This window comes from Paenibacillus lentus (assembly GCF_003931855.1).
GTDB classification, from domain to species: Bacteria; Bacillota; Bacilli; order Paenibacillales; family Paenibacillaceae; genus Fontibacillus; species Fontibacillus lentus.
The window spans coordinates 2,907,365-2,932,626 of record NZ_CP034248.1; the positions used below are offsets into that span (position 1 = coordinate 2,907,365).

General features: G+C 47.9%; 22 protein-coding genes and 1 pseudogene. 14 read left to right on the plus strand and 9 right to left on the minus strand.

Annotated features, from left to right (window positions below; all coding sequences use genetic code 11):
* The first annotated feature begins 59 nt into the window (after window positions 1-59).
* Window positions 60-620, plus strand: coding sequence for a stalk domain-containing protein (locus tag EIM92_RS12930; protein WP_125085166.1), 561 nt, complete (start codon window positions 60-62; stop codon window positions 618-620).
* A gap of 136 nt (window positions 621-756) precedes the next feature.
* Window positions 757-1,080, plus strand: a complete 324-nt coding sequence (locus EIM92_RS12935) for a DUF1292 domain-containing protein (protein ID WP_110932228.1) — start codon at window positions 757-759, stop codon at window positions 1,078-1,080.
* An 89-nt stretch (window positions 1,081-1,169) separates the two neighbouring features.
* Here the strand turns inward: EIM92_RS12935 and EIM92_RS12940 are convergent, their stop codons facing one another.
* Entirely contained in the window at window positions 1,170-2,645 is a 1,476-nt protein-coding gene (locus tag EIM92_RS12940) for an aminotransferase class I/II-fold pyridoxal phosphate-dependent enzyme (protein ID WP_125082990.1), read from the minus strand.
* Window positions 2,646-2,828: 183 nt separating this feature from the next.
* Between EIM92_RS12940 and EIM92_RS12945 the strand changes: the two genes are divergently transcribed.
* Window positions 2,829-4,094 carry an MFS transporter gene (locus EIM92_RS12945; protein WP_125082991.1) on the plus strand — a complete coding sequence of 422 codons (1,266 nt, stop codon included), beginning with the start codon at window positions 2,829-2,831 and terminating at the stop codon, window positions 4,092-4,094.
* Window positions 4,095-4,115: 21 nt separating this feature from the next.
* Here EIM92_RS12945 and EIM92_RS12950 read toward each other — a convergent pair whose 3' ends face one another.
* Entirely contained in the window at window positions 4,116-4,739 is a 624-nt protein-coding gene (locus tag EIM92_RS12950) for a YktB family protein (protein WP_125082992.1), read from the minus strand.
* Between the two features lie 200 nt (window positions 4,740-4,939).
* Here EIM92_RS12950 and EIM92_RS12955 point away from each other — a divergent pair, with 200 nt between their 5' ends.
* Window positions 4,940-5,536, plus strand: coding sequence for a hypothetical protein (locus EIM92_RS12955; protein ID WP_125082993.1), 597 nt, complete (start codon window positions 4,940-4,942; stop codon window positions 5,534-5,536).
* 170 nt (window positions 5,537-5,706) lie between these two features.
* On the plus strand, window positions 5,707-7,116 hold the full coding sequence (gene gndA / locus EIM92_RS12960; RefSeq protein ID WP_125082994.1) for an NADP-dependent phosphogluconate dehydrogenase: 1,410 nt from the start codon (window positions 5,707-5,709) through the stop codon (window positions 7,114-7,116).
* 77 nt (window positions 7,117-7,193) lie between these two features.
* Here gndA and EIM92_RS12965 read toward each other — a convergent pair.
* A protein-coding gene (locus tag EIM92_RS12965; RefSeq protein ID WP_125081524.1) for an IS3 family transposase occupies window positions 7,194-8,347 on the minus strand; the annotation gives its coding sequence in 2 pieces (ribosomal slippage) (window positions 7,194-8,086 and window positions 8,086-8,347; 1,155 coding nt in all).
* 190 nt (window positions 8,348-8,537) lie between these two features.
* On the opposite strand from EIM92_RS12965, the gene EIM92_RS12970 reads away from it, so the two are divergent.
* The 4 genes from EIM92_RS12970 (at window position 8,538) to ptsP (ending at window position 12,768) form a co-directional block, all read left to right on the plus strand.
* Window positions 8,538-9,059, plus strand: a complete 522-nt coding sequence (locus EIM92_RS12970; RefSeq protein WP_246020961.1) for a shikimate kinase — start codon at window positions 8,538-8,540, stop codon at window positions 9,057-9,059.
* Between the two features lie 24 nt (window positions 9,060-9,083).
* Window positions 9,084-10,373 carry a 3-phosphoshikimate 1-carboxyvinyltransferase gene (gene aroA, locus EIM92_RS12975; RefSeq protein WP_125082995.1) on the plus strand — a complete coding sequence of 430 codons (1,290 nt, stop codon included), beginning with the start codon at window positions 9,084-9,086 and terminating at the stop codon, window positions 10,371-10,373.
* Between the two features lie 49 nt (window positions 10,374-10,422).
* On the plus strand, window positions 10,423-10,854 hold the full coding sequence (locus EIM92_RS12980; RefSeq protein WP_125082996.1) for a CoA-binding protein: 432 nt from the start codon (window positions 10,423-10,425) through the stop codon (window positions 10,852-10,854).
* A 177-nt stretch (window positions 10,855-11,031) separates the two neighbouring features.
* Entirely contained in the window at window positions 11,032-12,768 is a 1,737-nt protein-coding gene (gene ptsP / locus EIM92_RS12985) for a phosphoenolpyruvate--protein phosphotransferase (protein WP_125082997.1), read from the plus strand.
* 90 nt (window positions 12,769-12,858) lie between these two features.
* Here the strand turns inward: ptsP and EIM92_RS12990 are convergent, their stop codons facing one another.
* Window positions 12,859-13,386 carry a type 1 glutamine amidotransferase domain-containing protein gene (locus EIM92_RS12990; RefSeq protein WP_125085168.1) on the minus strand — a complete coding sequence of 176 codons (528 nt, stop codon included), beginning with the start codon at window positions 13,384-13,386 and terminating at the stop codon, window positions 12,859-12,861.
* Window positions 13,387-13,659: 273 nt separating this feature from the next.
* Here EIM92_RS12990 and EIM92_RS12995 point away from each other — a divergent pair, with 273 nt between their 5' ends.
* The 4 genes and pseudogenes from EIM92_RS12995 (at window position 13,660) to EIM92_RS13010 (ending at window position 16,512) form a co-directional block, all read left to right on the plus strand.
* Window positions 13,660-14,109 carry a hypothetical protein gene (locus EIM92_RS12995; RefSeq protein ID WP_125085169.1) on the plus strand — a complete coding sequence of 150 codons (450 nt, stop codon included), beginning with the start codon at window positions 13,660-13,662 and terminating at the stop codon, window positions 14,107-14,109.
* A 112-nt stretch (window positions 14,110-14,221) separates the two neighbouring features.
* Window positions 14,222-14,565: pseudogene (gene ytxJ / locus EIM92_RS13000) on the plus strand (bacillithiol system redox-active protein YtxJ).
* Between the two features lie 106 nt (window positions 14,566-14,671).
* Window positions 14,672-15,676: a catabolite control protein A gene (gene ccpA / locus EIM92_RS13005; RefSeq protein WP_125082998.1), complete on the plus strand. Its 1,005-nt coding sequence runs from the start codon at window positions 14,672-14,674 to the stop codon at window positions 15,674-15,676.
* A 128-nt stretch (window positions 15,677-15,804) separates the two neighbouring features.
* Window positions 15,805-16,512, plus strand: a complete 708-nt coding sequence (locus tag EIM92_RS13010; protein WP_125082999.1) for a 5'-methylthioadenosine/adenosylhomocysteine nucleosidase — start codon at window positions 15,805-15,807, stop codon at window positions 16,510-16,512.
* On the opposite strand, the gene EIM92_RS13015 is transcribed toward EIM92_RS13010, so the two are convergent.
* The gene (locus EIM92_RS13015; RefSeq protein ID WP_125083000.1) at window positions 16,509-17,696 is read right to left on the minus strand and encodes an acetoin utilization protein AcuC; all 1,188 of its coding nucleotides are present in this window, start codon (window positions 17,694-17,696) and stop codon (window positions 16,509-16,511) included. The two genes, EIM92_RS13010 and EIM92_RS13015, sit on opposite strands and share 4 nt — an antisense overlap.
* Window positions 17,697-17,742: 46 nt before the next feature.
* Complete coding sequence (locus tag EIM92_RS13020) at window positions 17,743-18,375, minus strand: GNAT family N-acetyltransferase (protein WP_125083001.1); 633 nt, start codon at window positions 18,373-18,375, stop codon at window positions 17,743-17,745.
* Between the two features lie 311 nt (window positions 18,376-18,686).
* Between EIM92_RS13020 and acsA the strand changes: the two genes are divergently transcribed.
* Window positions 18,687-20,411, plus strand: coding sequence for an acetate--CoA ligase (acsA, locus tag EIM92_RS13025; protein ID WP_125083002.1), 1,725 nt, complete (start codon window positions 18,687-18,689; stop codon window positions 20,409-20,411).
* Window positions 20,412-20,559: 148 nt separating this feature from the next.
* Here acsA and EIM92_RS13030 read toward each other — a convergent pair whose 3' ends face one another.
* The 3 genes from EIM92_RS13030 to rpsD form a co-directional block, all read right to left on the minus strand.
* On the minus strand, window positions 20,560-20,931 hold the full coding sequence (locus EIM92_RS13030) for a hypothetical protein (protein ID WP_125083003.1): 372 nt from the start codon (window positions 20,929-20,931) through the stop codon (window positions 20,560-20,562).
* A gap of 146 nt (window positions 20,932-21,077) precedes the next feature.
* Window positions 21,078-24,149, minus strand: coding sequence for a transglycosylase domain-containing protein (locus EIM92_RS13035; RefSeq protein WP_125083004.1), 3,072 nt, complete (start codon window positions 24,147-24,149; stop codon window positions 21,078-21,080).
* Between the two features lie 271 nt (window positions 24,150-24,420).
* A complete protein-coding gene (gene rpsD, locus EIM92_RS13040) occupies window positions 24,421-25,020 on the minus strand; it encodes a 30S ribosomal protein S4 (RefSeq protein WP_125083005.1) in 600 nt (199 codons plus the stop codon).
* Between the last annotated feature and the right edge of the window lie 242 nt (window positions 25,021-25,262).

The following is a 25,262-nucleotide window of genomic DNA, read 5'->3' on the forward strand; positions in this document are numbered from 1 at the left end:
CAGCTTGCAGGAGTATAAATTAACATCAACATGAATCAATTGGAGGGCTATTGATGAATTTGAAATGGAGAAGAGTAATGGTGCTAGTATTGGCATTCTCCCTTACGGGCGGATCCATGCTTTTTGCAGACTCAGCAACACAGAAAGTTAAGCTTTATATGGATGGCCGCGAAGTGGAAGACGGCGGTTACGTGATCGATGGCAAAACATACGTCCCGGTCAGAGAGCTGGAGGGATTAGCTGAATATGATGAAACGACGAAGCAGGTAAACTATTATAAACCCAATGTTCATATTTTCTTGTTCAAGGGCAAGGGGGAGATTTTCTCGGATATCGAGAAAGCCGGCAAGCTTAAATTTAGCGTCTTCTCGCAAATCGACAACCTGAGAACGGAAATATCCGCGGTCAAAGTAGCGATTACAGCGCCGGACGGCACATCCAAAACAATTCAGACCAAGGAAGTTAGTGACACAGGAAGCAACTTTTATTTCGTCACGGATGATTATACGTATGATTTCAAAACTGCAGGTAAATATACACTAGGCTTCTATATGAAGCCGGCTTCAGGCGGTTCCGATTTCATGCTGGTGTCTGAGAAAAGCATCAACGTGCTTAAATAATTCATAATAATTAATATTGTAGGTAGAATGGTTGAATATCGAATTGACCTGCCCTGTGTAAAAATGATACGATACGGAGGGAAACTGACAGGTTCATCCAACACTAACTACAAAACTTTTAAAGTGAGGTATTTCAATGAGCGATCACAAGCATGAACACGGCGAAGCTTGCGGCTGTGGACACGACCACGATCATGACCATGAGCACGAGGAGTTTGTGCTCACGCTGACGGACGAAGAAGGCAATGACGTGGAAATGGTTCTAGTCGAAACGTTCGATGTAGCGGAGAAAGTATATGCGTTGTTGCTTGAGCGGAACAATCCGGAAGCGGACGGCATCATCCTTCGTCTGGAAGAAGAGAATGAGGAAATGGTTCTCTACAACATTGAAGATGAGGACGAGTGGCGTCAAGTGGAGGCGGCTTACAACGAGCTGGTCTCTGGTCAAGATGAAGTGTAAAATGCTTGTCTATAGATCTATCTAAATCTATGGCCTGAATTGAAGAGAAGCTCCCCGGCAAGGGGAGCTTCTTTGGATGTAACGTTTTTTTAGAAAATGGGATCTGCCTCTACAATGACCTTGACCTGATTAATATCTCGGTCTTCCGGCCCCTTGACAGGTAGTCCTACTTCCACGTGATCGACAATATAATCAATATTGTCTTGCGAAATGACTTCCCCAGGAAGGAGAATCGGAATGCCTGGCGGATACACATAGATGAATTCGGCAATAATCCGACCTGCAGACTCTTTAAAAGGCACGACCTCGGTATCGGCATAGAAGGCGTCACGCGGAATGAGTGAGAGCTGCGGAATTTCCGGGATTTTTACGATTAGCTCATTGGCATTATTTTCTTTATAATACAATTTAGACAATTCACGCAGTGCTGTTAGGAGAGTTTTTATCGTTTCCTCCGTATCTCCCGCGGTGATGAAGCAGAGAATGTTGTACATGTCGCTGAGCTCTACTTCGATATTGTAGTGTTTTCTGAGCCAGTTCTCTGTTTCATAGCCGGTAATTCCGAGATGGCGAACGTGAATCGTAAGCTTGGTCGGGTCATAATCATAGGTGGCCTCGCTGCCGAGTATTTCTCGCCCGAAGCAGTACAAGCCTTTAATATTATTAATTTCACGGCGCATATAATGCGCCATGTCCAGTGCTCTTTGGATCATTTCACGGCCATGAAGCGCTAGGTTCCTTCTTGCCGTGTCCAGCGAAGCGAGTAGTAGGTACGAGGTAGACGTCGTCGTCAGCATGCTGATGATGGTTTGAACACGCTGTGGATTTACATAACCGTTCTTTACGTTCAAATTAAGCACGGAGCTTTGCGTCATCGAGCCGCCCAGCTTGTGTACGCTTGTCGCGGCCATATCGGCTCCAGCCTCCATCGCTGACATCGGAAGCTCCTCATGGAAATGAATATGCACGCCGTGTGCTTCATCAACGAGTACAGGCACATCAAAGCTATGGGCCAAGTCCACGATCTCCTTCAGATTGGCACATACGCCAAAGTAAGTAGGGTTGATGACCAGCACGGCCTTGGCATCCGGGTGACGCTGCAAAGCTCTTCGTACGGACGAGGTCGTAATCCCATGGTCGATCCCCAGGTTCTCATCCTGAGCGGGGGAGACGAAGATGGGTTTGGCGCCTGCGAATATAACGGCAGACATGACGGACTTGTGCACATTTCTCGGTACGATGATTTTATCACCCGGAGAACAAATGGACAGGATCATCGTCATGATGGCGCCGCTTGTCCCTTGGACAGAGAAATAAGTGAAGTCAGCGCCGAAGGCGTCCGCTGCCAGCTTCTGAGCTTCTTCAATGACGCCGGTAGGCTGATGTAAATCATCGAGCGGAGCAATGTTAATCAAATCGATCGATAGGGCGTCATCACCTATAAATTCTCGAAACTCTTTATCGGTTCCAAGCCCTTTTTTATGCCCGGGAATATGAAACTGAACGGGATTGCCGGACGCGTGTTTTTTAAGCGCGTTAAACAGCGGTGTGACTTGATGATCCATGAAGGCCATCCCTGCCTTTCCATGCAAAATTTTCAAACAAAATTGAGTATAGCAAAAAGTGAATGGAATGCAAGCGAAGAATGGGGACGAGATAAGATAAAATCAAGCTACTGGGTGTAAGTTACCGCTGTATGCGGATAAACTAGAAGTATCTTACGTTATAGAAGAAAAGGGAGAACGACTGTGGAAATAACGTCCAAACTCGTAAATAGAAAACTGCTAACTCCGACTTTTATTTGCTTGTGGATTATCATGTTCCTGGTGGAGTTCGTGAAGGGAGCTTTAATTGTATCGATATTGCCCGTGTATATGGGCGATGTACTGAAATTGAGCGCGTTTGCGATCGGTTTATCTTTCTCACTGCAATATATTGGCGATAACGTATTTCGCAGCCCTGCCGGCTGGTTTATTGAACGGGTCGGTTTTCGGCTAACGATGTTGTTCGGGCTTCTGATCACCTTTGTTGCCGTATTGATTATTACGGTGGCGGATAAAATGGGAATGATTGTGTTAGGCTGTGCTCTGATTGGAGCTGGCACCGCGCCGCTATGGCCATGCGTTCTTATGGGAATATCAGACGTAACACGCGAGAATAATAATTTCGGCATGGCGATGGGCGTAATTCAAATCTCTAGCTTGGGCGGAACGGGTTCTGGCCCTGTTATCATCAATTTTTTCGTTGATGGCTCTTATCAGCCTGTCTTTTGGTTTCTGCTTGCTCTAATGGGTGTCGTTGTTATTGTCTCCCTGTTCCTGCCTGGTAAAACGAAGCAAAAGATAGACCAAGCGGAGCTGTCCTCAGGAGAGCCTTCCCTCTGGGAAGGAGGAATCCGAGGTGTATGGAATAATGTTCAGCAATCGATTCGGCATATTAAGAAGAATTTGCATGTCAGTCGGCTTTTATTCCCGGCTCTCTTTTTGCAGACCTTTTCGATCGGCTTACTGACTCCCGTCATTACATTATTTGTCCGGACAGAGCTTGGATTGTCTCCCGAGGCTTTCAGTGCACTGTTAGTGACCGGGGGAGGCATTACTGTTATCGGGCTGATCCCGATTGGCCGGCTGGTGGATCGCTATGGAACGAAGTGGTTTCTGCATATCGGCTTCTCGCTGGCTGCCGTGGCGATCGGGCTATTTGCGATGACGCGATCCATTCCGTTTGTGTGGCTGCTCGTCATCCTGATCGGGGTCAGCTATGCCTGTATTTTGCCTACGTGGGATACGATGATATCCCATATGCTGCCCGAAGGGGAGAAGGGGACGGTTTGGGGGTTGTTCCTGACGATTCAGGGCTCAGGGATGGCCGTAGGTCCTATTGTTTCAGGGAAACTATGGGATATGCTTGGCCCCTCTGCACCATTTATGGCCAGTGCCATCGTGATGGCCGCCCTGTTTTTTGTTCACGTCATCATATCACGGCAAAAAAGCAGCTTCCCCCGGGTTAAATAACGGGAAAGCTGCTTTTTTTCTTTAGAAGGAGCCCTTGTATAACGGCAATAGCGTTTCAAAGGTCTGTTCGATCTTACGGGTTAAACCGGCGCCGTCTTGAAGAAGAGGATGATCCCGATCAAGGCGCAATCCGCAGAGCAGCTCGGATTTCTTTACGGTTTTGAGCTTGTCGGCTATTTGCAGCAGGGCATCCTTATCCATATCACGATGGAGCGTACCCTCTGGCTTCATATGATCGGTTGACCAATAAAAATCGGAAGGTACAAGTTTTTGAACTTGGTCGGTATTCTTCTCGAAGAATTTAGCGACAGCTACCTTATTCGGGCTTTCATAAATGACCGCAAAAATAACGAAGAGATGGGTTGAGAACATCCCCACTTGGAAATGGGGCAGCGCCTTATATCCGCGCTTGCTGCTGCTCCAGGCAATCCACGTGTCTTCAGGCGGGTTAATGGTTCTCCTTGCATGCTTGGCTACATGCGGGAACATTTCCTCGCCGCATAAGGCGGACAAATAAGGAGCGATTATCCCTCCAAGCGCTGCGAGCTTAGGCCGAATATTGGCGATGATCGCTTCCATCCGGGGCTCCAGCCCAGGAATAGTCAAGCTATCGAAATCTTGTCCTGTAAAGCCGGCAAATGTCATGATGGTAACCTCCAGCAAAATTATATTGAGCTATACAGCTTGTTTTTTAGACGTACCATGCCAGTATATCATTTTTTAATAAATATAAGCGATTTTATAATTATTTGCGTCACAATGAGCTCAAAACGGGTAAAAATAATCAATATTCTAAGTTACCTCTACATAAGATGAAGTATAAGATAAGGTAAGGAGGGAGTGCCGTGAATAAAAGTTATGAGGTAGAGTATTGCAACCTGGAACTCCGTTTCGAACGTCGGCACATTCAGCAATTGATCCGCGATTTGATTCAAGACGGATATTCGCTTTATTGGAGCGAAAACGAATCTATTTTCATTATTTCCGTTCGTACAGGACGTAAATTGACCAAGCTGCGTTTTCAGCGTCTGGCTAAAGGATACAAGCTGGCAGGAGATTATGTGATTAAGGATGCGAAGCTGGCGGAATGGCTTGAGAAGCTGATTGGGGATCTGCGCGGTCATGCTGTCGTTAAACGGTTTAAGGATCGGCAAATTTTCGTCGAAAGCATTCTGTTTGGTGAAGTTATTCGCTTAGTGGAAATTACGGGTGTAGAGCATAAGGTCATTTTTCAAAAGGGGCCGATCTTGGATATGGAGCGGATAGTGGAACTTCTTGCATCCCAGTCGGCGGAACGTCAAATGGAAAGCTTGCAGAAAGAGCTGGATGAGGAACTGGATCATCTTTATGACGCGATGCAGTCTGGTGACGAGCAGATGATTGAGGACTGTAAAGAGAAGCTGCGCAAGCTTCGTATTCAACTAATTCAACTGGAGTGGTAAGTGAAACGATGCGAATCATAAAAGGGGATTGAAGCGGCTCTTTGAATCATGGAGGAGCCGCTTTTAATATTGTGAGTAAGATGAGAGTTAGATGAAGGGGTTCACTTCTGTACTTCAAAGAGTTAAAATGATATTATTGAAAAAAATATAGATTGCAAAGGATGGAGACCATGTCGAAACAACAAATTGGCGTTATCGGCCTTGCCGTTATGGGCAAGAACCTCGCCCTTAATATTGAAAGCAGAGGGTTCACCGTTTCGGTGTTTAACCGCTCCCCGGAGAAGACACACGATATGCTCGCGAACGAAGCGAAGGGCAAAAATGTGGTCGGTACATTCTCTATTGAAGAGTTCGTTAATTCCTTGGAAGTACCTCGCAAAATTCTGATTATGGTACAAGCTGGTCCAGCTACAGACGCAACGATCGAGCAGCTCCTTCCTTATTTGGATCAAGGCGACATCATTATCGATGGAGGAAACGCCTACTTCCCTGACACACAGCGTCGCAGCAAGGATCTTGAGGCTAAAGGCTTCCGCTTTATCGGTACCGGGGTATCCGGCGGCGAGGAAGGCGCGCTGAACGGTCCGTCGATCATGCCTGGCGGCCAGGAAAGTGCATATAAATTGGTAGAGCCGATTCTGACAGCAATTTCTGCCAAAGTAAATGGCGATCCATGCTGTACATATATCGGTCCAGATGGCGCAGGACACTATGTCAAAATGGTGCATAACGGCATTGAGTACGGGGATATGCAGCTTATTGGCGAAGCTTACCACTTGCTTAAGGACGTACTTGGCCTGGACGCTAAAGAATTGCACGAAATTTTCTCAGAGTGGAATAAGGGCGAGCTGGATAGCTATTTAATCGAAATTACCGCGGACATCTTCTCTCAATACGATGAAGAGACTGGTAAGCCGATGGTTGACGTCATTCTTGACGCTGCAGGACAGAAGGGGACAGGCAAATGGACAAGCCAAAGCGCTCTTGACCTTGGTGTGCCGTTGTCCATGATTACGGAATCCGTATTCTCCCGCTTCTTGTCTGCAATGAAGGATGAGCGCATCGCTGCTAGCAAAATTTTGAGCGGTCCTGCGGCCTCCTCTTTTGATGGTGACAAACAAGAGTTCATTGAAAATGTACGCAAAGCCTTGTTCGCAAGTAAGATCGTCTCTTATGCTCAAGGTTTTGCCCAAATGAGAGCGGCTTCCGATGAGTATGGCTGGGATTTGAAATATGGCAACATTGCGATGATTTTCCGTGGCGGTTGCATTATTCGCTCCCAGTTCCTGCATAACATCAAAGAAGCTTACGACCGTGATCCTGGACTGAAGAACCTGCTGCTTGACCCTTACTTTAAAAATATTGTCGAGACGTACCAGGATGCATGGCGCCAAGTGATCACGGCTGCAGTATCCCGCGGAATCCCTGTTCCGGGCTTCTCCAGCGCATTGTCTTACTACGATAGCTACCGGACAGAGCGTCTGCCAGCCAACCTGCTTCAAGCGCAACGCGACTACTTTGGAGCGCACACCTTCAAGCGCGTCGACAAAGAGGGCGTATTCCACCATCAATGGTTCTAATGCTAATAAACGGTTAAATAAGGCGTCAAAGAGTGGTCTTACCCCTGTCAAGTAGACAGTAAAAAAAGAGGATCAATTTATGCGGCGATCGCTTTCCGGTACTCAACTGGAGAACGGTCGCCGAGTTTTTTTTGGAAACGCTCATGATTGTAAAATTCAATATATTCCTCAATGAGACGACGTGCTGAATGCTGATCGTTCGGACGTTTAAGGTACAGCTGTTCGGTCTTCAAATGGGAGAAAAACGACTCCATGCAGGCATTGTCGTAACAGTTGCCTCGCCTTGAGTGGCTGCCCTGGAGCCCTTGTGCGAGCAACTGAGTCTCGTAAGCCTTGTGCGTGTATTGGAAGCCTTGGTCAGAATGTAAGACTGCATCCTTGCGAGTACCGAGTTGCTTTACTGTGTCCAGCACAAGTTGCAAGTCATTGCGCTCAGAGAGTTCCCAAGCGACAATCTCATTGTTATGCAAATCCATTACAGTCGACAAATAGGTGAAATCGTGACCGATCCGTACGTAAGTAATATCCGTGACTAGCTTGGTAAATGGAGCAGATGCTTGAAAGTCCCTGTTCAAGACATTAGCAAACACGACAGAAGGCTTGCGCCCTGCATTTGGACGCTTCTTGCGGATGACTGACCGGATCCCGAGCTCACGCATAAGCCGTCTGACTTTCTTGCGGTTAACAAGCAATCCTTCCCTACGTAAAGCCGTACACATACGGATGTAACCGAAATAGGGCCGCAAACGGTGAATGGCAAGTATATGCTCCTTCAGATCAGCATCTCGCTCCTGACGTTGTTGCTGGTTACTTAGAGCAGCTTTCCACTTGTAATACCCGGCACGAGACACTTCAGCAATCTTACACAGCATGACTATCGAGTGGTTCCCAATCATTTTTTCGATGGTCCTAAACCGGGCTTGCTTATCCAACTTCCCTCCCCATGTAGATTCGGATTGAGCTTTTTTAGATATTCGACCTGCGCTTTCAGATGCTCGTTCTCTTCCTCGAGACTGCTGAAGTGTTTTTTCGCCCAACGCCCCCGATAATCCTTGAACGATTCACCATTCATATGTTTGCGTACCCAAGTTACAATCTGAGCATCGCTTTTGATCCCCAACTTTTCCTTGATCTGAGTATAGCTCCATTGCTCTTCAATTCGTAAACGAACGGCTTCTCGCTTCGTTTCTTCGTCGTATCGATTAAACTTCTGACCCTTCTTTGGTGGCATAGAAAAATCCCCTCCGGTCTACAGTGTTGAATTCATAATATCATGAACTCTTTTTTCACTGTCTACCGTAAGGGGATAATATCAGAGCGGTTTCGCACTTTGACGCTTTTTTATGTGCCGAAATGTCGGCGCCTGTGTTATGATATGAAAAATAGTTTGCCACCAGCACAGGGATAAAGTAGGTGAAATATTGAGTGTACAAAGAAACAATATTATACTGGTAGGAATGATGGGCACCGGCAAATCGACGGTAGGGGCTGTGCTAGCCGAAATGGCGGGGTATCGCCTCATCGATCTTGACAAGCGTATCGAGGAGGAAATGAGCTGCACGATTCCCGAGCTGTTTGCCAATCAGGGGGAACAGTACTTCCGGGATATCGAGTCGGCTTTACTGCGCAGCGTACTGCAAGAGAGCGATGTTGTGCTGGCTACCGGCGGGGGAGCCGTCCTTCGCGAGGAGAATCGTTTGGCTATGCTGGAAAATGGCTGGGTTGTTGCCCTGACTGCCGATCTAGAGAGCATCCTCATGCGCGTTGGTGAGGATCCGGGCAGACCGCTGCTTGCCGGGGGAGCGAGAGAGAAAGTAACCGTACTTTTGGAGGAACGCAAGCATGCCTATGATTTTGCCCATGTCAAAATCGATACTTCGGGTAAAAATCCGGACACTTTAGCGTCTGAGATTTTAATGCATTACCGCGGTCAATCAAAATAATATTGAGATAAAAGGAGAATATAAATGGACGTTATTGTTAGACCTACTCCCGAGCTAGGCGGTGAAATCGGGGCGCTATCTTCGAAAAATTATACGACTCGTTATTTGTTAGTTGCTGCTCTAGCTGAAGGCACGAGCACGATATACTATCCTGCGCACAGCGAGGACAGCGATGCGATGCGCCGCTGCATCGCCGATTTAGGCGCCGTCTTGGAAGAGGACGATGAGAAAATCGTTATCACCGGCTTCGGCCGAAATCCGAAGGACGTTAAGGAACTGAATGTGGGTAATGCCGGTGCTGTGCTGCGGTTTCTGATGGGAATTGCTTCGCTTTGTCCTGAGGTGACTTTTGTCAATACGTATCCAGATTCTCTCGGCAAACGCCCGCATGACGATTTGATCGTATCGTTGCAGCAGCTTGGCATTGAAGTTGAGCATCAAGGGGGACGACTTCCGATTACGATTCGCGGCGGAAAGCCGAAGGGTGGCAAAATTACGGTATCGGGTGCAGTCAGTTCGCAATATTTAAGCGCCCTGTTGTTCTTAACTCCACTATTGGAGGAGGACAGCGAGATTGAGGTGCTGGATGATTTGAAATCCAAAGTTGTAATTGGGCAGACGCTAGAAGTACTCGAGCAGGCCGGGATTATTATCCATGCCAGCGAGGATTATATGAGCTTCAAGGTTCCTGGGCGTCAGTCTTATCAAGCGAAAACCTATACGGTTCAGGGCGACTATCCAGGCTCGGCGGCTATTCTCGCGGCAGCTGCGGTTACTAAGTCCAATGTAAAGGTGCATCGTCTGGCCGAGCGCAGCAAGCAAGGCGAGCGCGCCATCGTGGATGTACTGCAAATGATGGACGTGCCGTTAACCCACAAGGATGACACCGTGCACGTTCAAGGCAATGGCCGTTTGCGGCCTGTTGAGTTCGATGGCGATGCCGCGACAGACGCCGTGCTTGCCATGGTAGCAGCCGCCGTATTTGCTGAAGGAACATCCCGTTTCTACAACGTGGAGAACTTAAGATACAAGGAATGCGACCGGATCACAGACTATTTAAACGAGCTTAGAAAGGCCGGGGCCAATGTAGAGGAACGCCAAGCCGAAATTATCGTTCACGGCCGTCCTGGCGGCCTTGAGGGGGGCGTAGAGATCAATGCTCATTATGACCACCGCGTCATTATGGCTTTGACGATTGTCGGCCTTCGCTGCCGCAAACCGCTGGTTATTAAGGATGCTCATCACGTCGCCAAATCCTATCCGCAATTTTTCGACCATATTACTGCGCTTGGTGCTTCGGTAGAATGGGTATAACTATCTAGAATAGAGCATACTAGAAAAATTCGAGAGGAGGAGTTAGCAGATGGCCTTTGAAAATCCTAGTCGTGAGGAAATTAAAGAAATTTTAGAAAACGCTGGAAATATTGCCGTTGTTGGCCTGTCTGATAAAACGGATCGCACTTCTTACATGGTAGCACAGGCGATGCAGAGCAATGGTTACCGCATCGTCCCGGTAAACCCGGTGGTGCAAGGACAAATTCTAGGTGAACAGGTTTATGCTGCATTAGCGGACGTACCGGAGCCAATTGGGATCGTCAACGTATTCCGGCGCAGTGAATACACACCAGAGGTGGCTCGGGAGGCGGTTGCAGTCGGAGCTAAGGTGCTATGGCTGCAGCAGGGAATCATTAGCGAGGAAGCTGCAAAAATTGCCGAGGAGGGCGGCCTTAAGGTCATCATGGATCGGTGTATCAAGGTAGAGGACAGCATTTTGCTCGGAAAAAGCCGTCAATAAATCAAAAATGAAGGACCCGCCATTTAGACGGGTCCTCTTTGGACTTTACAAGCACAGACTTAATTCCTTTGACAAATTTGCAAGCATAGGATTACCATAATAGTGCGTGCCTGAATAGCATCGTGATTTTTAGAGAGATGATATCCTATAACAGAGCAGGACATAGGGGGTCTAAACATGATAAAGGGCATCGGTGCAGCAGCGGGCGTCGCCATCGGCAAAGCTTTTGTGCTGCCTGCCTGGGAATGGGATGTGCCGGATCGCCAGATGGATAAGGTGGATTTGGCTGCGGAATTCGAGAGATTATATGAAGGTATACAAACATCCAGAACAGAAATTGAAGTGATGAAGAACGAAGTTAAGGAAGCTGTAGGCGAGGAGGAGTCAAGTATATTTGATGCCCACCTTGCTATATTGGAAGATCCCGTGTTCATGAGTGAAATTCGCGGGATAATCGAACGGCAGTATAAGGCGGCTGAAGTCGCTGTAAAAGAGGCGATCGATCATTTTGTCGCAATGTTTGATCTGCTGGATGATGAATATATGAAGGAGCGGGCGCTTGATATTAAGGATGTAGGCAATCGCCTACTGAAGCATTTGCTAGGCACGCCGGACATTACTCTTCCGGCCGACACCCAGCCATATATCCTCGTGGCTAGGGAATTGTCACCCTCACAGCTCGTACATATGAATCCTGACAATGTTTTGGGCATGGTCACGATGGCCGGAGGCAAGACCTCGCATTCTGCTATCATGGCCAGGGCACTTGGGATACCTCTCGTGTCCGGGCTCGAACATAAGCTTGGGACGCCGTTAAAGACAGGTGATCTGCTTGTCGTTGACGGCGATGAAGGACTTATTTATGTTGAACCTGATCAGGAAATTATTGATCGGTATACGGAAGTAGCTGAAAGACTGCAAAAACGCAAGGAGCAGCTGCAGGTGTTGGCGACGGTCGAAGCAGTCACACGAGACGGTGTCCCATTCCGCCTGGCGGGCAACATCAGCTCTGTCAAGGATTTGGAACAGGCACTCAAATACGGTGCTGAAGGTGCGGGGTTGTTCCGAACCGAGTTTTTATACATGGATCGCACGACCTTTCCAACCGAAGAAGAGCAGTTCGAAATTTATAGACAAGTTGCCGAGAAAGCAGGAAAGCATTCCGTCGTCATTCGAACCCTTGATATCGGAGGGGATAAGCAGCTTGAATATTTTGAGCTCCCGGAAGAAGATAACCCTTTTCTCGGTTATCGCGCAATTCGAATTAGTCTGAATAGTAAAGAAATGTTTAAGACCCAATTGACCGCTATACTCCGGGCCAGCGCTTTCGGAAGCTTGAAAATTATGTTGCCCATGATTTCCTCGCTTGAAGAAGTACGGCAGGCCAAGCAAATATTGGCCGAGGCCAAGTCTGACCTTGACGAGCGCGGTGTCGTGTATGATAATCATATACCTGTCGGTGTCATGATCGAAGTACCGGCAGCGGCGGCTATAGCCGATTTGCTGGCCAAGGAGGCCAATTTCTTTAGCATCGGCACGAATGATCTCGTGCAATATGTTCTTGCTGTTGACCGGATGAACGAGACGATCGCCCATATGTATCAGCCGTTTCATCCCGCTGTACTTCGTATGTTGCGCCAGGCGATTTCCGCAGCACTGGAAGCAGGCATTTCGGTCAGTGTCTGCGGTGAGCTTGCGGGGGATGAGAAGGCTATTCCTCTCTGGCTTCACTTAGGAGTGCGCGACCTCAGTATGTCGCCCCAATCGTTATTGAGAGTGAAGCACCGGATCTTAAATGCCGTAGCTTCCGCGGGGGAGAAAGTCGGTGCCCGTTGTTATCGACTTGCAACAGGCACTGAAGTGGAGGCTGAGCTGACACGCTTTGCCGAAACCTGTATTTGGGAGAGCAGCTAAAGTAATAATAAGAACCAAGAACCGCAAGGAGAAGCGATGAGCAACTTCTTGCGGTTCTTTCATGGCTATAATAAAAGTTATTGGGCTAGATTATAATTTGGCCAAGGCATCGACGAACGCTTTGCCGTATGGAGGCAAGTCCGGTGGGCGACGAGCTGAAATAATATGACCGTCCACGACGACCGCCTCGTCCTTCCAAGTCGCCCCTGCATTTTCCATGTCATCGCGGATTCCCGGCGTAGAGGTTACGGTAACCCCTTGGAGAATTCCGGCAGAGATGAGAACCCATCCCGCATGGCAGATTTGCCCTATCGGCTTTTTGGCCGCATGAAGATCTTTAATGATGTCAAGCACCTTACTATAGCGGCGTAGCTTGTCCGGAGCCCAACCGCCTGGAACAAGAATGCCTTCATAATCGCTGGCATTGATTTCCTCGTAGCTATATTCCGCCTCGGCAGGCACGCCGTACTTGCCGATGTATTTTTTGCCTTTCTCCAGTCCAACGAGATGAACCTCGGCGCCTTCTTCACGAACCCGGTAGATCGGGTACCAGAGCTCCAAATCCTCGAATTCTTCATCCACCAATGCGATGACTTTTTTACCAGTTAGTCTCAATATCCACGCCTCCTCTTTCCATTCGGTCTTGACGAAAATCGATTTCGATATTTTAATTGTATCAAAAATAGAGTTGTTTTTCATATGCCATGCTCTGCTGGCTAGGAAATATTCCTTGCCAATCAAGGAAATAACAAGCATTTGTATCTTCGGACAGGAGATTGTCTCATAAGGGTCGAATACATCAATCATCATCCAAACTCACATTTTTTTGTCTAGACATAAGGAGCCTGACGGGCAGCATAATGAAAAATGATTGTAAGAAGAGGTGGTACTGTGCGCAAACTGTGTCATTGCGGGCAAAAAATGAGCCTCGATTTTAGAGTGCTTATTTTTGGAAGAGTTATTGAAATTGACAGAGTACCGATATTTGAATGTCAGCTATGCAGTCACTACGAGGTGCTTCCGGCCGTCAAATCGGATCTGCTTGCCCTGCTGGATGAGCTAAAGGAGAGTAATGAGCAGGGGCTAGTGCTTTTTAATGAGGTCAATGAATTGGCCGATGTAATGTTTAGTATCTCTCGAACATGGAATCAGATGGAATCTACGTCTACCTCCTTTGAAGTGCTTTTCGAACAAAAATGTAAGGAGCGTATTAATCTTCTGCTAGACGTGTATGGGTGTGCTAAAGAGATGAATGACCGCCAGTGGATGGATGAAATCTCTAAGAGATTGTTGCAAATCTCCGACTTTGTAAATTACAGTCAGTTTTCAGGAGCGAATTAAGCACGGTTTTGGTAAAAATGCTGAGATGAGTTGTGTTTATCGTCTTTTTTTTGTTAATATATCTTATGAGCATGTTTATATATGTCTTGTCGGAAAAAGGGATGGGTATATTATGGCTGCTTTGAAAAGAATTGCTTTCATAGATGAGCTATCAAAGGCTATAGAAGACTCCGTGCGGAGGCCGCTGTTGTTATTCAAACATAGTACCCGTTGTCCCATTAGCTCTGGAGCGCACCGGGAAGTTGTAGCATACTTAAGTCATGATCCCAATGAAGCTGTTACTATGGTGTTATATATGTTGTTGAAGACAGGCTTGTCTCGAATGCAGCGACAGAACGTCTTGGAGTGAAGCATGAATCGCCCCAAGCCATTTTAGTCAAAAGCGAGCAAGCCGTTTGGCATACTTCCCATTCCGACATTACTTCAGAAGCCCTACAGGGAATTCTAGCTGAATAAAGCGCGAACATTGCACAAAGTAAAATTTTGTCGTATCATAAACCTAATTGGAGCTTGAAAATACGGGATGAATGAGTGAAAATCTATTGGCAATGGAGAGAAGAATGTGACGGTTACCATTTATGATGTGGCACGTGAAGCAGGCGTCTCAATGGCCACGGTTTCACGGGTTGTTAACAACAACCCTAACGTGAAGCCGCAAACCCGGAAGAAAGTATTTGAAGCAATTGAACGTTTGGGATATCGTCCGAATGCGGTCGCAAGAGGGCTTGCGAGCAAGAAGACAACTACGGTCGGCGTAGTGATTCCGGACATCTCAAATTCAATCTTTGCAGAAATCGCTCGGGGCATTGAAGACATCGCTAACATGTATCACTATAACATTATTTTATGTAATGCAGATAAGAAGAAGGAGAAGGAAATTCGCGTCATTAACACGCTGCTTGAGAAGCAGGTGGACGGGCTTCTCTTTATGGGCGGAGCAGTGACGGAAGAGCATATGCAAGCTTTCCAAACCTCCTCTGTTCCTGTTGTTTTGTGTGCGACTAGCGACGAGAACGGCTCGATTCCTTCTGTCGATATCGATCATGAGGCAGCAGCCTTCGACGCTGTCAGCACATTGATTCGCCACGGACACCGTGAAATCGCAATGATTAGCGGGACGCTGCAGGATCCGGCAAACGGCTACTCAAGATTCCAAGGATACAAGCGGGCATTGGAAACAGCGGGCATTGAGTACCAGGAGGATTTGGTGCGAATTGGCAACTATCGTTACGAATCCGGTGTCGAAGCTATGAAATATTTCCTAGGTCTTAAGAAGCGTCCAACAGCAATTTTTGCGGCTACGGATGAAATGGCAATTGGGGCGATTCATAGTATTCAGGATGAAGGCTTGAAAGTGCCGGAAGATTTCTCTATTATTAGCGTGGATAATATTCGCATGGCATCGATGGTACGGCCACAGCTGACTACGGTAGCTCAGCCGATGTACGACCTCGGTGCGGTGGCCATGCGTCTATTGACCAAATTGATGAAGAAAGAGACAGTGGAGAGCTCAAAGGTTATTTTGCCGCATGAGACGATTCTTCGATTGTCGGTCAGCCACGTATAATTGACTCGGCTGAATCATCAATTATAGATAGAGAAGAAGATTAAAGACAAATATATGAAAAAGGTTATACGGAAAAAGCTCCTTTACAGGAGCTTTTTTTAGGGAAAAAAAGAGGAGGAGATCTTACAATGGCCGCAACGATCGGGCTCATGGGCGCTATGGATGAAGAAATAGCTCTTCTGCTAAAGCAGGTGGAGCGGCAGAATACGGTTGTGTTGGCTGGAATCAACTTTGTGACCGGCTTGTTTCATGGCAAAGAAGTTGTCGTGTGCAAGTCCGGCGTCGGAAAAGTCAATGCCGCTGCAACAACGCAAGTATTGATTGACCGCTTTGAAGTAGATACCATTCTATTTACAGGAGTTGCTGGCGCGGTACATCCTGAGCTCAATATCGGAGATATCGTAATTTCCTCTTCGTGTCAGCAGCATGACATGGATGCGACGCCTCTTGGTTTTGCTCGAGGGATAATTCCCTATCAGGAAGTTTCGGATTTTCCAGCCGATCGGAAGCTGGTTCGACTTGCGGAAAAAGCTTGCTCCAAGCTGTGCACGGATAACAGCTTTATTGTTGGTAAAGTGTTGTCCGGGGATCAGTTTATCTCAGATTACGACGTTGTGCGTGAGCTCCATGAGAAAATGGAGGGGGCTTGCGTCGAAATGGAAGGCTCTGCGGTTGCCCAAGTGTGCCATATGAATCAAATTCCTTATGTCATTCTTCGGTCGATGTCTGACAAGGCGGATGGTACGGCTGACGTTAATTTTGCCGAATTTACGGTGCTGGCTGCTCAGAAATCCTTCGAAATATTAAATGAGATGGTAGCCGGGCTAAGCCGTTAATCAGGCTCAGGGAAATCCTGTAGTGCAACCGCGAGACTCTCGCGGTTTTTTGCTGTGATTTCAGCTCTGCGAGGAATTCCTTCCCAATGCGTCAGGTCATCGAGCCATTCGGTGGGGAGGCTCACGGAGCTTTGATCCTGCCACCGCTCTCTCCAGGCCTGCGGCAGTTGTGTTCGAGGGTGCTGCTTCAAAGAGCGCTTTAAGGGATGATCAGTCATCTCCAGCCAAAGCAGGCTCCAGGCCCGTGGGACGACGCGCCATATGTCATATCCGCCTCCGCCTAAGGCAACCCATCGTCCACTGCAATACTTATGAGCAAGGCTGTGTATGATGGCAGGCATTTCGTTATAGATGGCCATGCTGCACTGCATATGGGAGAGCGGGTCGAGCGCATGCGCATCACAGCCATGCTGACTGAGGATGAGATCAGGTTTGAAGTAATCTGTTAGGCGTCTAATCGATTGCTCGAAGCATTCCAACCATGATTCGTCCTCGGTGTAGGGCTGCATAGGAATGTTGACGCATGCGCCATAGCCCTGATGCTCGCCCCTTTCCTGAACAAAACCCGTTCCCGGGAATAAATACTTTCCGGTCTCGTGAATGGAATAGGTGCATACCTCCGGATCCGAATAGAAGCTCCATTGTACGCCATCTCCGTGATGCACATCTGTATCGATATAGAGCACTCGTGCTTTATAATGCTGCCGAAGATAGGCGATGGCCACAGAGGCGTCATTATAAACGCAGAAGCCTGCTGCTTTGGCCGAGAGAGCGTGATGCAGGCCACCGGCTAAATGCAAGGCGTGCTGGCAGTGGCCGGACATAACTGCTTCTACAGCTGTAATTGAGCCCCCAACTACATAGGACGCAGCCTCATGCATGCCAGGGAAGAAGGGGGTATCCCCGTCCTCCAGTCCATACTGGGTGGCACGCTTCAGCCAATCGATTTCGGGGGAACCTGAGCTTAACGCTTTAACTGCCTCGATATAGGCCTTTTGATGAATTTGCAGCAGCTCCGACTCCGTAGCCTGGCGGGAACGCAGCATCGATGAGGGCTCCAGAGCACCCATTTCGCTGAGGAGATCAAGCGTTAATTTAAGCCGAATGGGGTGAAAAGGATGGCTGTCGTGAAAATGATAATATATAGCTTTATCGTGGTAAATGAAAAAAGCGCTTCCAGTCATCAGCGCCACTCTCCTTGCTCTCGTGTCATCATCTGTCTGAGCTCTCTCAATACATGAACCGCTGCTGAAAACGAATGCGGTCGAATTGCTCTTCAGATGCCAACGGAACATCACTGCCGATACGAACCATCAGGCAATTTGCCGGGTGGGAGCAAATTTCTGGATCATCGGTTGCATACCAGACCATATCGACGGTTTTCATCAGCCGCTCCATCATTTTACGATAGTCCCACACGCTGAGTCCGCTGCTTTTTAAATCCCAGTGCCAATAATACTCTGTCGTAAACACGATGTACGGCTCCATCTGACCCTGCTCGAAGGCCGTTTGGATCATTTTGGAACCGAGCCCCAAAGAGCGATAGTCATTGGCTACTTCGATCGCTCCAAGCTCAATGAGATCGGGCATGCTTCCTTGGGACCAGCGTTCCATTTCGTCCGGATAATGAAACGTGACATAACCGACGATGATGTCCTGCTCCCTAGCGATGATGATTCGGCCTTCCGGGAGAGCTGCAATTTCTATTAATGCCTCATGCTGGTCCTGGGGTCTGCGGAAAGCGTCCAGATCTGCATGCATCTGAAAGCGTTGCACTAGCTCTGGAGCGACAGGGCCTTCAACAATGATCTCGCGCTCCCCTTTAGATAGGCTATGGCGGATATGCGTTTTATGATGTTCCATTATCGCCGCCTCCTTTGCTCGTTCCCCTCACTTATAACAGAAAAATGAAAATTTGAAAAGTATAGCTCCCTTCAAAAGCGTGTGATATAATGTAATCCGACATAAAACTTTCACAAATAACTCTTGACATTATATTTACAATGGCTTGAAAAATGACACACCGACCTCATAGACGAGTGGATACCGCTTCAGATTTTGAAAATAAGTTGACAGCAATGATCCCTACTCTGAAATCCGCTAATGTGTAGCCGTTTTCATGATGAATTTGCTTTTATGACGAGTTCTAGACAGATTCAAGGGAGGATGAAACAATGAGTCAGCTGCAAGGTGAGTTTATTTCTGAGGTAGCTTCCTCGTCCAACTTAGGGAATTACGAGAAAGCTTGCGCGGAGTTCGATTGGGGCGATGTGGAGAAGCAGTTCTCCTGGTATGATACGGGGCGTGTCAATATGGCTTATGAAGCAATCGATCGTCATGTGGATGCCGGAAAAGGTGACCGCGCGGCTCTGTTATTCAGCGATCCGACGAGGAATGAATCCTACACTTATCAAGAGCTGAGCAAGTTGTCGAACCAATTTGCAAATGTGCTTCGCAGCTTCGGGGTGGGCAAGGGCGACCGTGTTTTTGTGTTTATGCCGAGAAGTCCAGAACTGTATATCAGCGTGCTAGGTGCGCTAAAGGTAGGTGCCGTAGTCGGGCCGCTTTTTGAAGCGTTTATGGAGACGGCTGTAAAGGATCGGCTGGAGGACAGCGGTGCGGTGGCTATTGTGACAACGCCTGCCTTGCTGCCCCGAGTCAAACGGGATGAGCTGCCTATCCTGAAGCATGTATTTCTCGTGGGTGAGAATCTCCCACAGGAGGCAGGGCTGATTGATTTTATGGCTGAGCTGAAGCAAGCTTCTCCGGAGACCGAGATCCAATGGGTTGATCGGGAGGATGGAATGATCCTTCACTACACTTCCGGTTCCACGGGTAAGCCTAAGGGGGTTTATCATGTTCATAACGCGATGATTCAGCACTATCATACCGGAAGGGTCGTTCTAGATTTGAAGGAAGGCGATATTTACTGGTGCACGGCAGATCCGGGCTGGGTGACGGGTACCTCATACGGTATTTTTGCACCTTGGCTTCTTGGTGTGACGAACGTCGTTCGCGGGGGGCGCTTCAGCCCGGGGGACTGGTATCATACGATACAGCAAAATAAAGTGACGGTCTGGTACAGTGCTCCAACCGCGTTCCGGATGCTAATGGGAGCAGGAGAGGACATTATCGGGCAGCATGATCTGTCGTCCTTACGACATGTTCTTTCCGTTGGGGAGCCGCTCAATCCTGAGGTTGTACGCTGGGGCAGCAAAGTATATGGGCTGCGTATTCATGATACATGGTGGATGACCGAGACGGGCGGACAACTAATTTGCAACTATCCCTCGATGCCGATAAAGCCAGGCTCGATGGGCAAGCCGGTGCCCGGCATCGAAGCGGCAATTATTGATGACAATGGTAAGATTTTACCGCCAAACCGGATGGGGAATCTGGCGATTCGAACGCCTTGGCCCGCCATGATGCGGCTCATTTGGAATAACGCTCCGAAATACGAAGAGTATTTTCGTATCCCGGGATGGTATATTTCTGGGGACACGGCATATATGGACGAGGATGGGTACTTCTGGTTCCAAGGCCGGATCGATGACGTCATTAACTCCTCAGGAGAACGGGTCGGTCCTTTCGAAGTAGAGAGTAAGCTGTTAGAACACCCGGCTGTTGCGGAGGCAGGCGTAATCGGCAAACCTGACCCAACGAGGGGCGAAATCATTAAGGCCTTTATCTCCCTGCTGGATGGATATGAGCCTTCCGACGAATTGAAGGCGGACATCGCGCGATTCGTGAAGGAAGGGCTGTCTGCCCATGCGGCACCGCGGGAAATCGAATTTAAGGATAAATTGCCGAAGACACGCTCTGGCAAAATCATGCGCCGTGTTCTCAAGGCATGGGAGTTGAATTTGCCGACTGGAGATCTGTCGACGATAGAGGATTAGCTCATTCTTCTAGGCCCATGGGGGCAAGGTTGAGGTGCGGAGCATGATTGGCCAGGGGACATTAATCGCGGGAAGATTCGCGAAATAGGGAGGGGACGTTCGGCAGACCCTACCTGGATCTAGCTGAACGTCCCGAATGAGGAGGATATTAAATAGATCTGAAACCGCTTGGCAAAGTGCCCGTTCTGCGAATCGTCCGGATTTCTGTCAGGCTTAGACGAGTATTAGAGATGATAATTGAATCAGGATCATTACCTGCAATGATGTCATCCAGATCAGCAATATTGGTTGTACCTCGGAAAACTCGGAAGTTTCCTCTGAAATTCGTCCGGGAGAACAGAACTAAGGTAGCGCCCGAGTTAGGAGAGAAGAAACGCAGGCTTTCAATGTCGCCGAAAGAGCGCTCTAGATTCCGTATACCGACATTGCCGCGAATTACGAATCTGCGCCCTGTGTAGTTCTCGTCTCTAAACAAACGAAGTCTTGGGAAAGTAGCTTGAGAGATATAAGCTTTTTTCATGTCTGTCACCTCCTTCTCGAACAGTATATGAATCCTTCATATGGCTGCTTGGACAGAGTGACCAGTGAAAAAAATAAATTGAGTTTCATAGAAAAAGCTTCCACAGGAACATTACGTTCCATGGAAGCTTTTTTGCTTTAACTTAGCTATTTATTAAATTGTACTGATGCAGAAGGGGTGGATTCACCCAGTGCGTTTATAGCCGTTATTCTAATCCATCCGCTTGCCGCATCGGTTTTAAAAGAGAATTGTGTAGATGGGGTGGAGCCCAATCTGGAATACGTACCGTCTACAGTATCCGAGAAATAGACCTGATAATTCGCAATATATTCTTCGGAAGCATTTGCCCCCCAAGTTACTGTAATTTCCTGATCATTACTTAGCACGCCTACTTGAGCCGGTGCACTAGGCGACACTAAATTATCTAAATCGGGTTCTGGTAACTCATCCTGGCCTGAATCATCCGAATTATGAATCCCTTCCCAACTATCGAAGCTTATAACCGCGCTAGGGGCAGATTCACGTCCTGCAACGTCTACAGCCGTAATGTGATAGGCATAATTTCCACTGGTGCCGGAGTCTGTGAACGTGGTGTCCTGACCAGTCAGCACCACCTTCCCGGTAGACTGGAAGGGCCCTCCGCCTATGGAACGATAGAGTCGATAACCGACAACATCTTTCTCGGTATTTTTGGCAAAGGTAATTTTTGCTGAGCCACCCACCGAAGTCATTTGGACATCGCTAGGTGCCGCCGGATCTTTGCCATCGTCCACCCGGGGATCTAGCTTAGTCGGCGCATCCTCGCCTGCATCCTTCGGCATATAGAAGCTGATCGATTTATGGCCTCCTCTCATACTGGAGAAGGCTTTCTGAAGATCGTCGACTAGCTCTTTAATCGGTTTCTCGCGCTTCATAACCACTTTCTCCAGCAACATATCCGAAGGAGTCGTGTCATGCGGAATATAGTTCACGCCTTCATATATTACATATTTCGCTCGAACCAGCACGTCATCCGGTTCGGTAGGGACGTATTTTGCATTAAATATGTCCGTTACCGTTTTTCCGGCTTGCTTTGTAAGCGCCGTAGGGAGCTTGCCGCTGTAGCCTGAAACGGTCTTGCTCACGATGCCTTCCGGCTTATCGAATTGTTTCTTCTCAAATAGCTCGGGTTTGCTCTCAGTCACTTCGTTCATGACCTTGGCCCAAATAGAGCGAGCTCTTGATTTGCCTGCGTTAGACAGTGTGTTGATAGGTTCCTTGTAACCGATCCAAACACCTAGCGATACGTCTGGGGTGTAGCCCATGAACCACACATCCGCATAATTTTGCGTGGACCCCGTTTTGCCGACGATCGGTATCTTCCCATAGTTTTTAAAATCGCTTTTCAGTGATCTTCCCGTTCCATTGGTAATGACTGTACGAAGCATGTCGGTCATTAAATAAGCTGTCTGTTCAGAGAAAACGCGTTCGGGCTCGACCTTGTGCTTATAGATGACATTGCCTTTAAAGTCGGTAATTTTCTCGATCATATACGCGTCGGTAAATTCGCCCCCATTGGCGATCGTGCTGTAAGCATTCGTCAACTCCTCGACGGTAACCCCATACTTCAGCCCGCCGAGCACGCCGGTTTGCGCACCATAATCTTCTTCCTCGAGCGTGGTGATGCCGAGCTTCTTCGAGAACTCCCAGGCCTGCTCGATGCCCACCGTTTGATTGAATACTTTGACTGCGGGAACGTTCCGTGATTCATTGAGGGCCGTCCTTGCCGTAACTAGGCCCTTATAACCGCCGCTGGCGTTCACGGGAATGTGATAGCCCTTTGAATAGTCTCGCAAAATAATCGGCGAGTCATCGATGATGCTGGCCGGCTGGATGAGCCCAAGCTCCATTGCAGGTAAGTAAGCGGCAATAGGTTTCATCGTTGAGCCGGGTTGTCTTTTCATCTGTGTAGCATAGTTCATTTGCTCGGTATAGAAGTCCCTGCCTTCAATCATACCGAGAATGGCGCCGGAACGATTATCAAGCATAATCGCTGCAACCTGCTCCAGTCCTTTTTTCTCGCTGTATGGGCTGAAGTTGTCAGCGTTCTCGGATACTTTATGCATGGAGTTATACACTTGCTTGTCAATCGTTGTGTATACGCGGTAGCCGCCTGTCAAAAGCTGTTGCCGGGCTTCCTCGAGCAGTTGCGGGCTAGCAAGCACTTCTTCCTTGCTCATTTCAGGGTTATTCATCATAGCGAGAACGAGAGCGCCCTGCCGCTCAGTTTCGAGCATAAGATAAGGGTAAGTCTCATAAGCCTTCTTCGTCTGCTGTGCCAAAGAGGCTTTAATGTCGAAGGCTAAGGCCTCGTTATATTGCTCCCTGCTGATTTTGTTCTCTTCCAGCATTCGTAACAGCACTAGCTGCTGTCGTTTGATTGCACGCGCAAAGGCCTCTTCGTTAAACTCTCCTTTGCCATTAAAAGCAGAATAGGTAGAGGGGAGTTGAGGCAGACCCGCCAAATACGCGGTTTGAGCAATATTGAGATCGTTCAAGTTGGTGATGTTAAATATACCCTTGGCTGCAGCCTTAATCCCATATACCTGGTAGCCATTTGAGCCGTTGCCAAAAGGAACCTTATTTAAATAAGCGGTAATGATTTCCTGTTTGGATAAAAAGCGTTCCAGACGTACGGCAAGCAAAATTTCTTTAACCTTTCGGTTGGCGGTTTTGTCCAGATTAAGGAATACGCGTCTGGCTAGCTGTTGAGTTAGCGTGCTTCCGCCAGTCTGAATATCTTCCTTTAGAAGCCGCTGTTTAACCGCGCGCATTGTTCCTTTGAAATCAACGCCGATATGATGATCGAAGTTATTGTCTTCAATGGCAATAACCGCATCTATTACGGAAGCAGGAATTTCATTGTAACTAATCGGTCGCCTATCTTCTTCCGAACGAAGCTGACCGATTCCTGAACCGTCGCGGAAATAAGCGAAGCCGGTCATCTCATTATGGTTGATTTTCGCCTCTATATCGGCGCGGGAGCGTACAGGATCATCCTTAACGATCGAGGAGACATATCCGAACACGGCGCCTCCCGCAAAGAGAACGGCAGCGAATCCGAGCAGGGTTAACCAGCCTAACGTCGCTCGGACATAGCGCCATTTCGAGCGCTTCGGCACTTTTGCCTTGTTTCTCTGTTGCTTTTTGTTGGAGCTTGTATCGTTATCGCGAGCCATGAAATATCCTCCTTTTTAACAGCAACATTATAGCACAAATTAAGGGATTTGAATGCTCTTTCAAGGAATGGTCATACAGAAAAAACTTCAGATGCCCAGGGGCAGGGGGTTTTCTTAAAAGTATGTATGTAATGACTAACTAAAATCCATATCAATAAAAACCTGGTAAGACATCCTTCATAGTGGGATTCTCAATCAGAAAATATGCAGCTCTTTTCGGGAATAAAAAAACCGACTCTCGTCATAAGGACGAAGTCGGTTTTTGTTCTTATTAACGGTTGTAGAACTCGACGATTTGTGTCTCATCGATGTCCTGGGACAACTCGGAACGTTCTGGCAAACGAATGAATTTGCCTTCCAGTGCCGTGTCGTTGAACTCAAGGTAAGCAGGAACGTGCGAACGGTTCTCCAAAGCTTCCTTAATTGTAGAAAGATTGCGGCTTCTTTCACGAAGACCGATTACATCGCCAGGGCTTACAGAGTAAGAAGCGATGTCGACTTTCTTGCCGTTAACAGTAACGTGGCCGTGGGATACCAATTGGCGTGCACCAGCACGAGAGTTGGAGAAGCCCAGGCGATACACAAGATTGTCTAGACGAGTCTCGAGGAGGAACATGAAGTTCTCACCCGCGATACCGCTCATTTTTTGCGCTTTGTTAAACAAAGTGCGGAATTGTTTTTCGCCAAGACCGTACATGTGGCGAAGTTTTTGTTTTTCTTGAAGCTGCATGCCGTAGTTGCTAATTTTTCTGCGTTGGGTTGGGCCATGCTGTCCCGGAGGGAAAGGGCGCTTCAATTCTTTTCCAGTGCCGCTCAAGGAAATGCCGAGACGGCGGCTAAGTTTAAATTTAGGACCAGTGTAACGTGCCATTGTATAGGTAGACTCCTTTAATTTAAAATTTTCGTTATAGGGTTCTACTTGCGCGGACTTTGTTTATGTGAGCGAAGGATAGAATAAGATTACACTCATCTGCCAGGAAAGTTCAGCCGCTGTCCCGACAGCAACAAAATCCAGAGGGTGCCGCATGCGTTACGCCCCAATCAAAGACCTATCCAGTCTTCATCAACAATATATATTATATGAAATCATTGAATAAAGTCAAGATGTGATTT

What these genes read in the sequence shown, in the direction of transcription:
- EIM92_RS12935 (WP_110932228.1), top strand. Translation starts at nt 757, where the DNA reads ATGAGCGATCACAAGCATGAACACGGCGAAGCTTGCGGCTGTGGACAC.
- EIM92_RS12940 (WP_125082990.1), bottom strand. Translation starts at nt 2,645, where the DNA reads ATGGATCATCAAGTCACACCGCTGTTTAACGCGCTTAAAAAACACGCG.
- EIM92_RS12950 (WP_125082992.1), bottom strand. Translation starts at nt 4,739, where the DNA reads ATGACATTTGCCGGCTTTACAGGACAAGATTTCGATAGCTTGACTATT.
- gndA (WP_125082994.1), top strand. Translation starts at nt 5,707, where the DNA reads ATGTCGAAACAACAAATTGGCGTTATCGGCCTTGCCGTTATGGGCAAG.
- aroA (WP_125082995.1), top strand. Translation starts at nt 9,084, where the DNA reads ATGGACGTTATTGTTAGACCTACTCCCGAGCTAGGCGGTGAAATCGGG.
- EIM92_RS12980 (WP_125082996.1), top strand. Translation starts at nt 10,423, where the DNA reads ATGGCCTTTGAAAATCCTAGTCGTGAGGAAATTAAAGAAATTTTAGAA.
- ptsP (WP_125082997.1), top strand. Translation starts at nt 11,032, where the DNA reads ATGATAAAGGGCATCGGTGCAGCAGCGGGCGTCGCCATCGGCAAAGCT.
- EIM92_RS13010 (WP_125082999.1), top strand. Translation starts at nt 15,805, where the DNA reads ATGGCCGCAACGATCGGGCTCATGGGCGCTATGGATGAAGAAATAGCT.
- EIM92_RS13015 (WP_125083000.1), bottom strand. Translation starts at nt 17,696, where the DNA reads ATGACTGGAAGCGCTTTTTTCATTTACCACGATAAAGCTATATATTAT.
- EIM92_RS13020 (WP_125083001.1), bottom strand. Translation starts at nt 18,375, where the DNA reads ATGGAACATCATAAAACGCATATCCGCCATAGCCTATCTAAAGGGGAG.
- acsA (WP_125083002.1), top strand. Translation starts at nt 18,687, where the DNA reads ATGAGTCAGCTGCAAGGTGAGTTTATTTCTGAGGTAGCTTCCTCGTCC.
- EIM92_RS13030 (WP_125083003.1), bottom strand. Translation starts at nt 20,931, where the DNA reads ATGAAAAAAGCTTATATCTCTCAAGCTACTTTCCCAAGACTTCGTTTG.
- EIM92_RS13035 (WP_125083004.1), bottom strand. Translation starts at nt 24,149, where the DNA reads ATGGCTCGCGATAACGATACAAGCTCCAACAAAAAGCAACAGAGAAAC.
- rpsD (WP_125083005.1), bottom strand. Translation starts at nt 25,020, where the DNA reads ATGGCACGTTACACTGGTCCTAAATTTAAACTTAGCCGCCGTCTCGGC.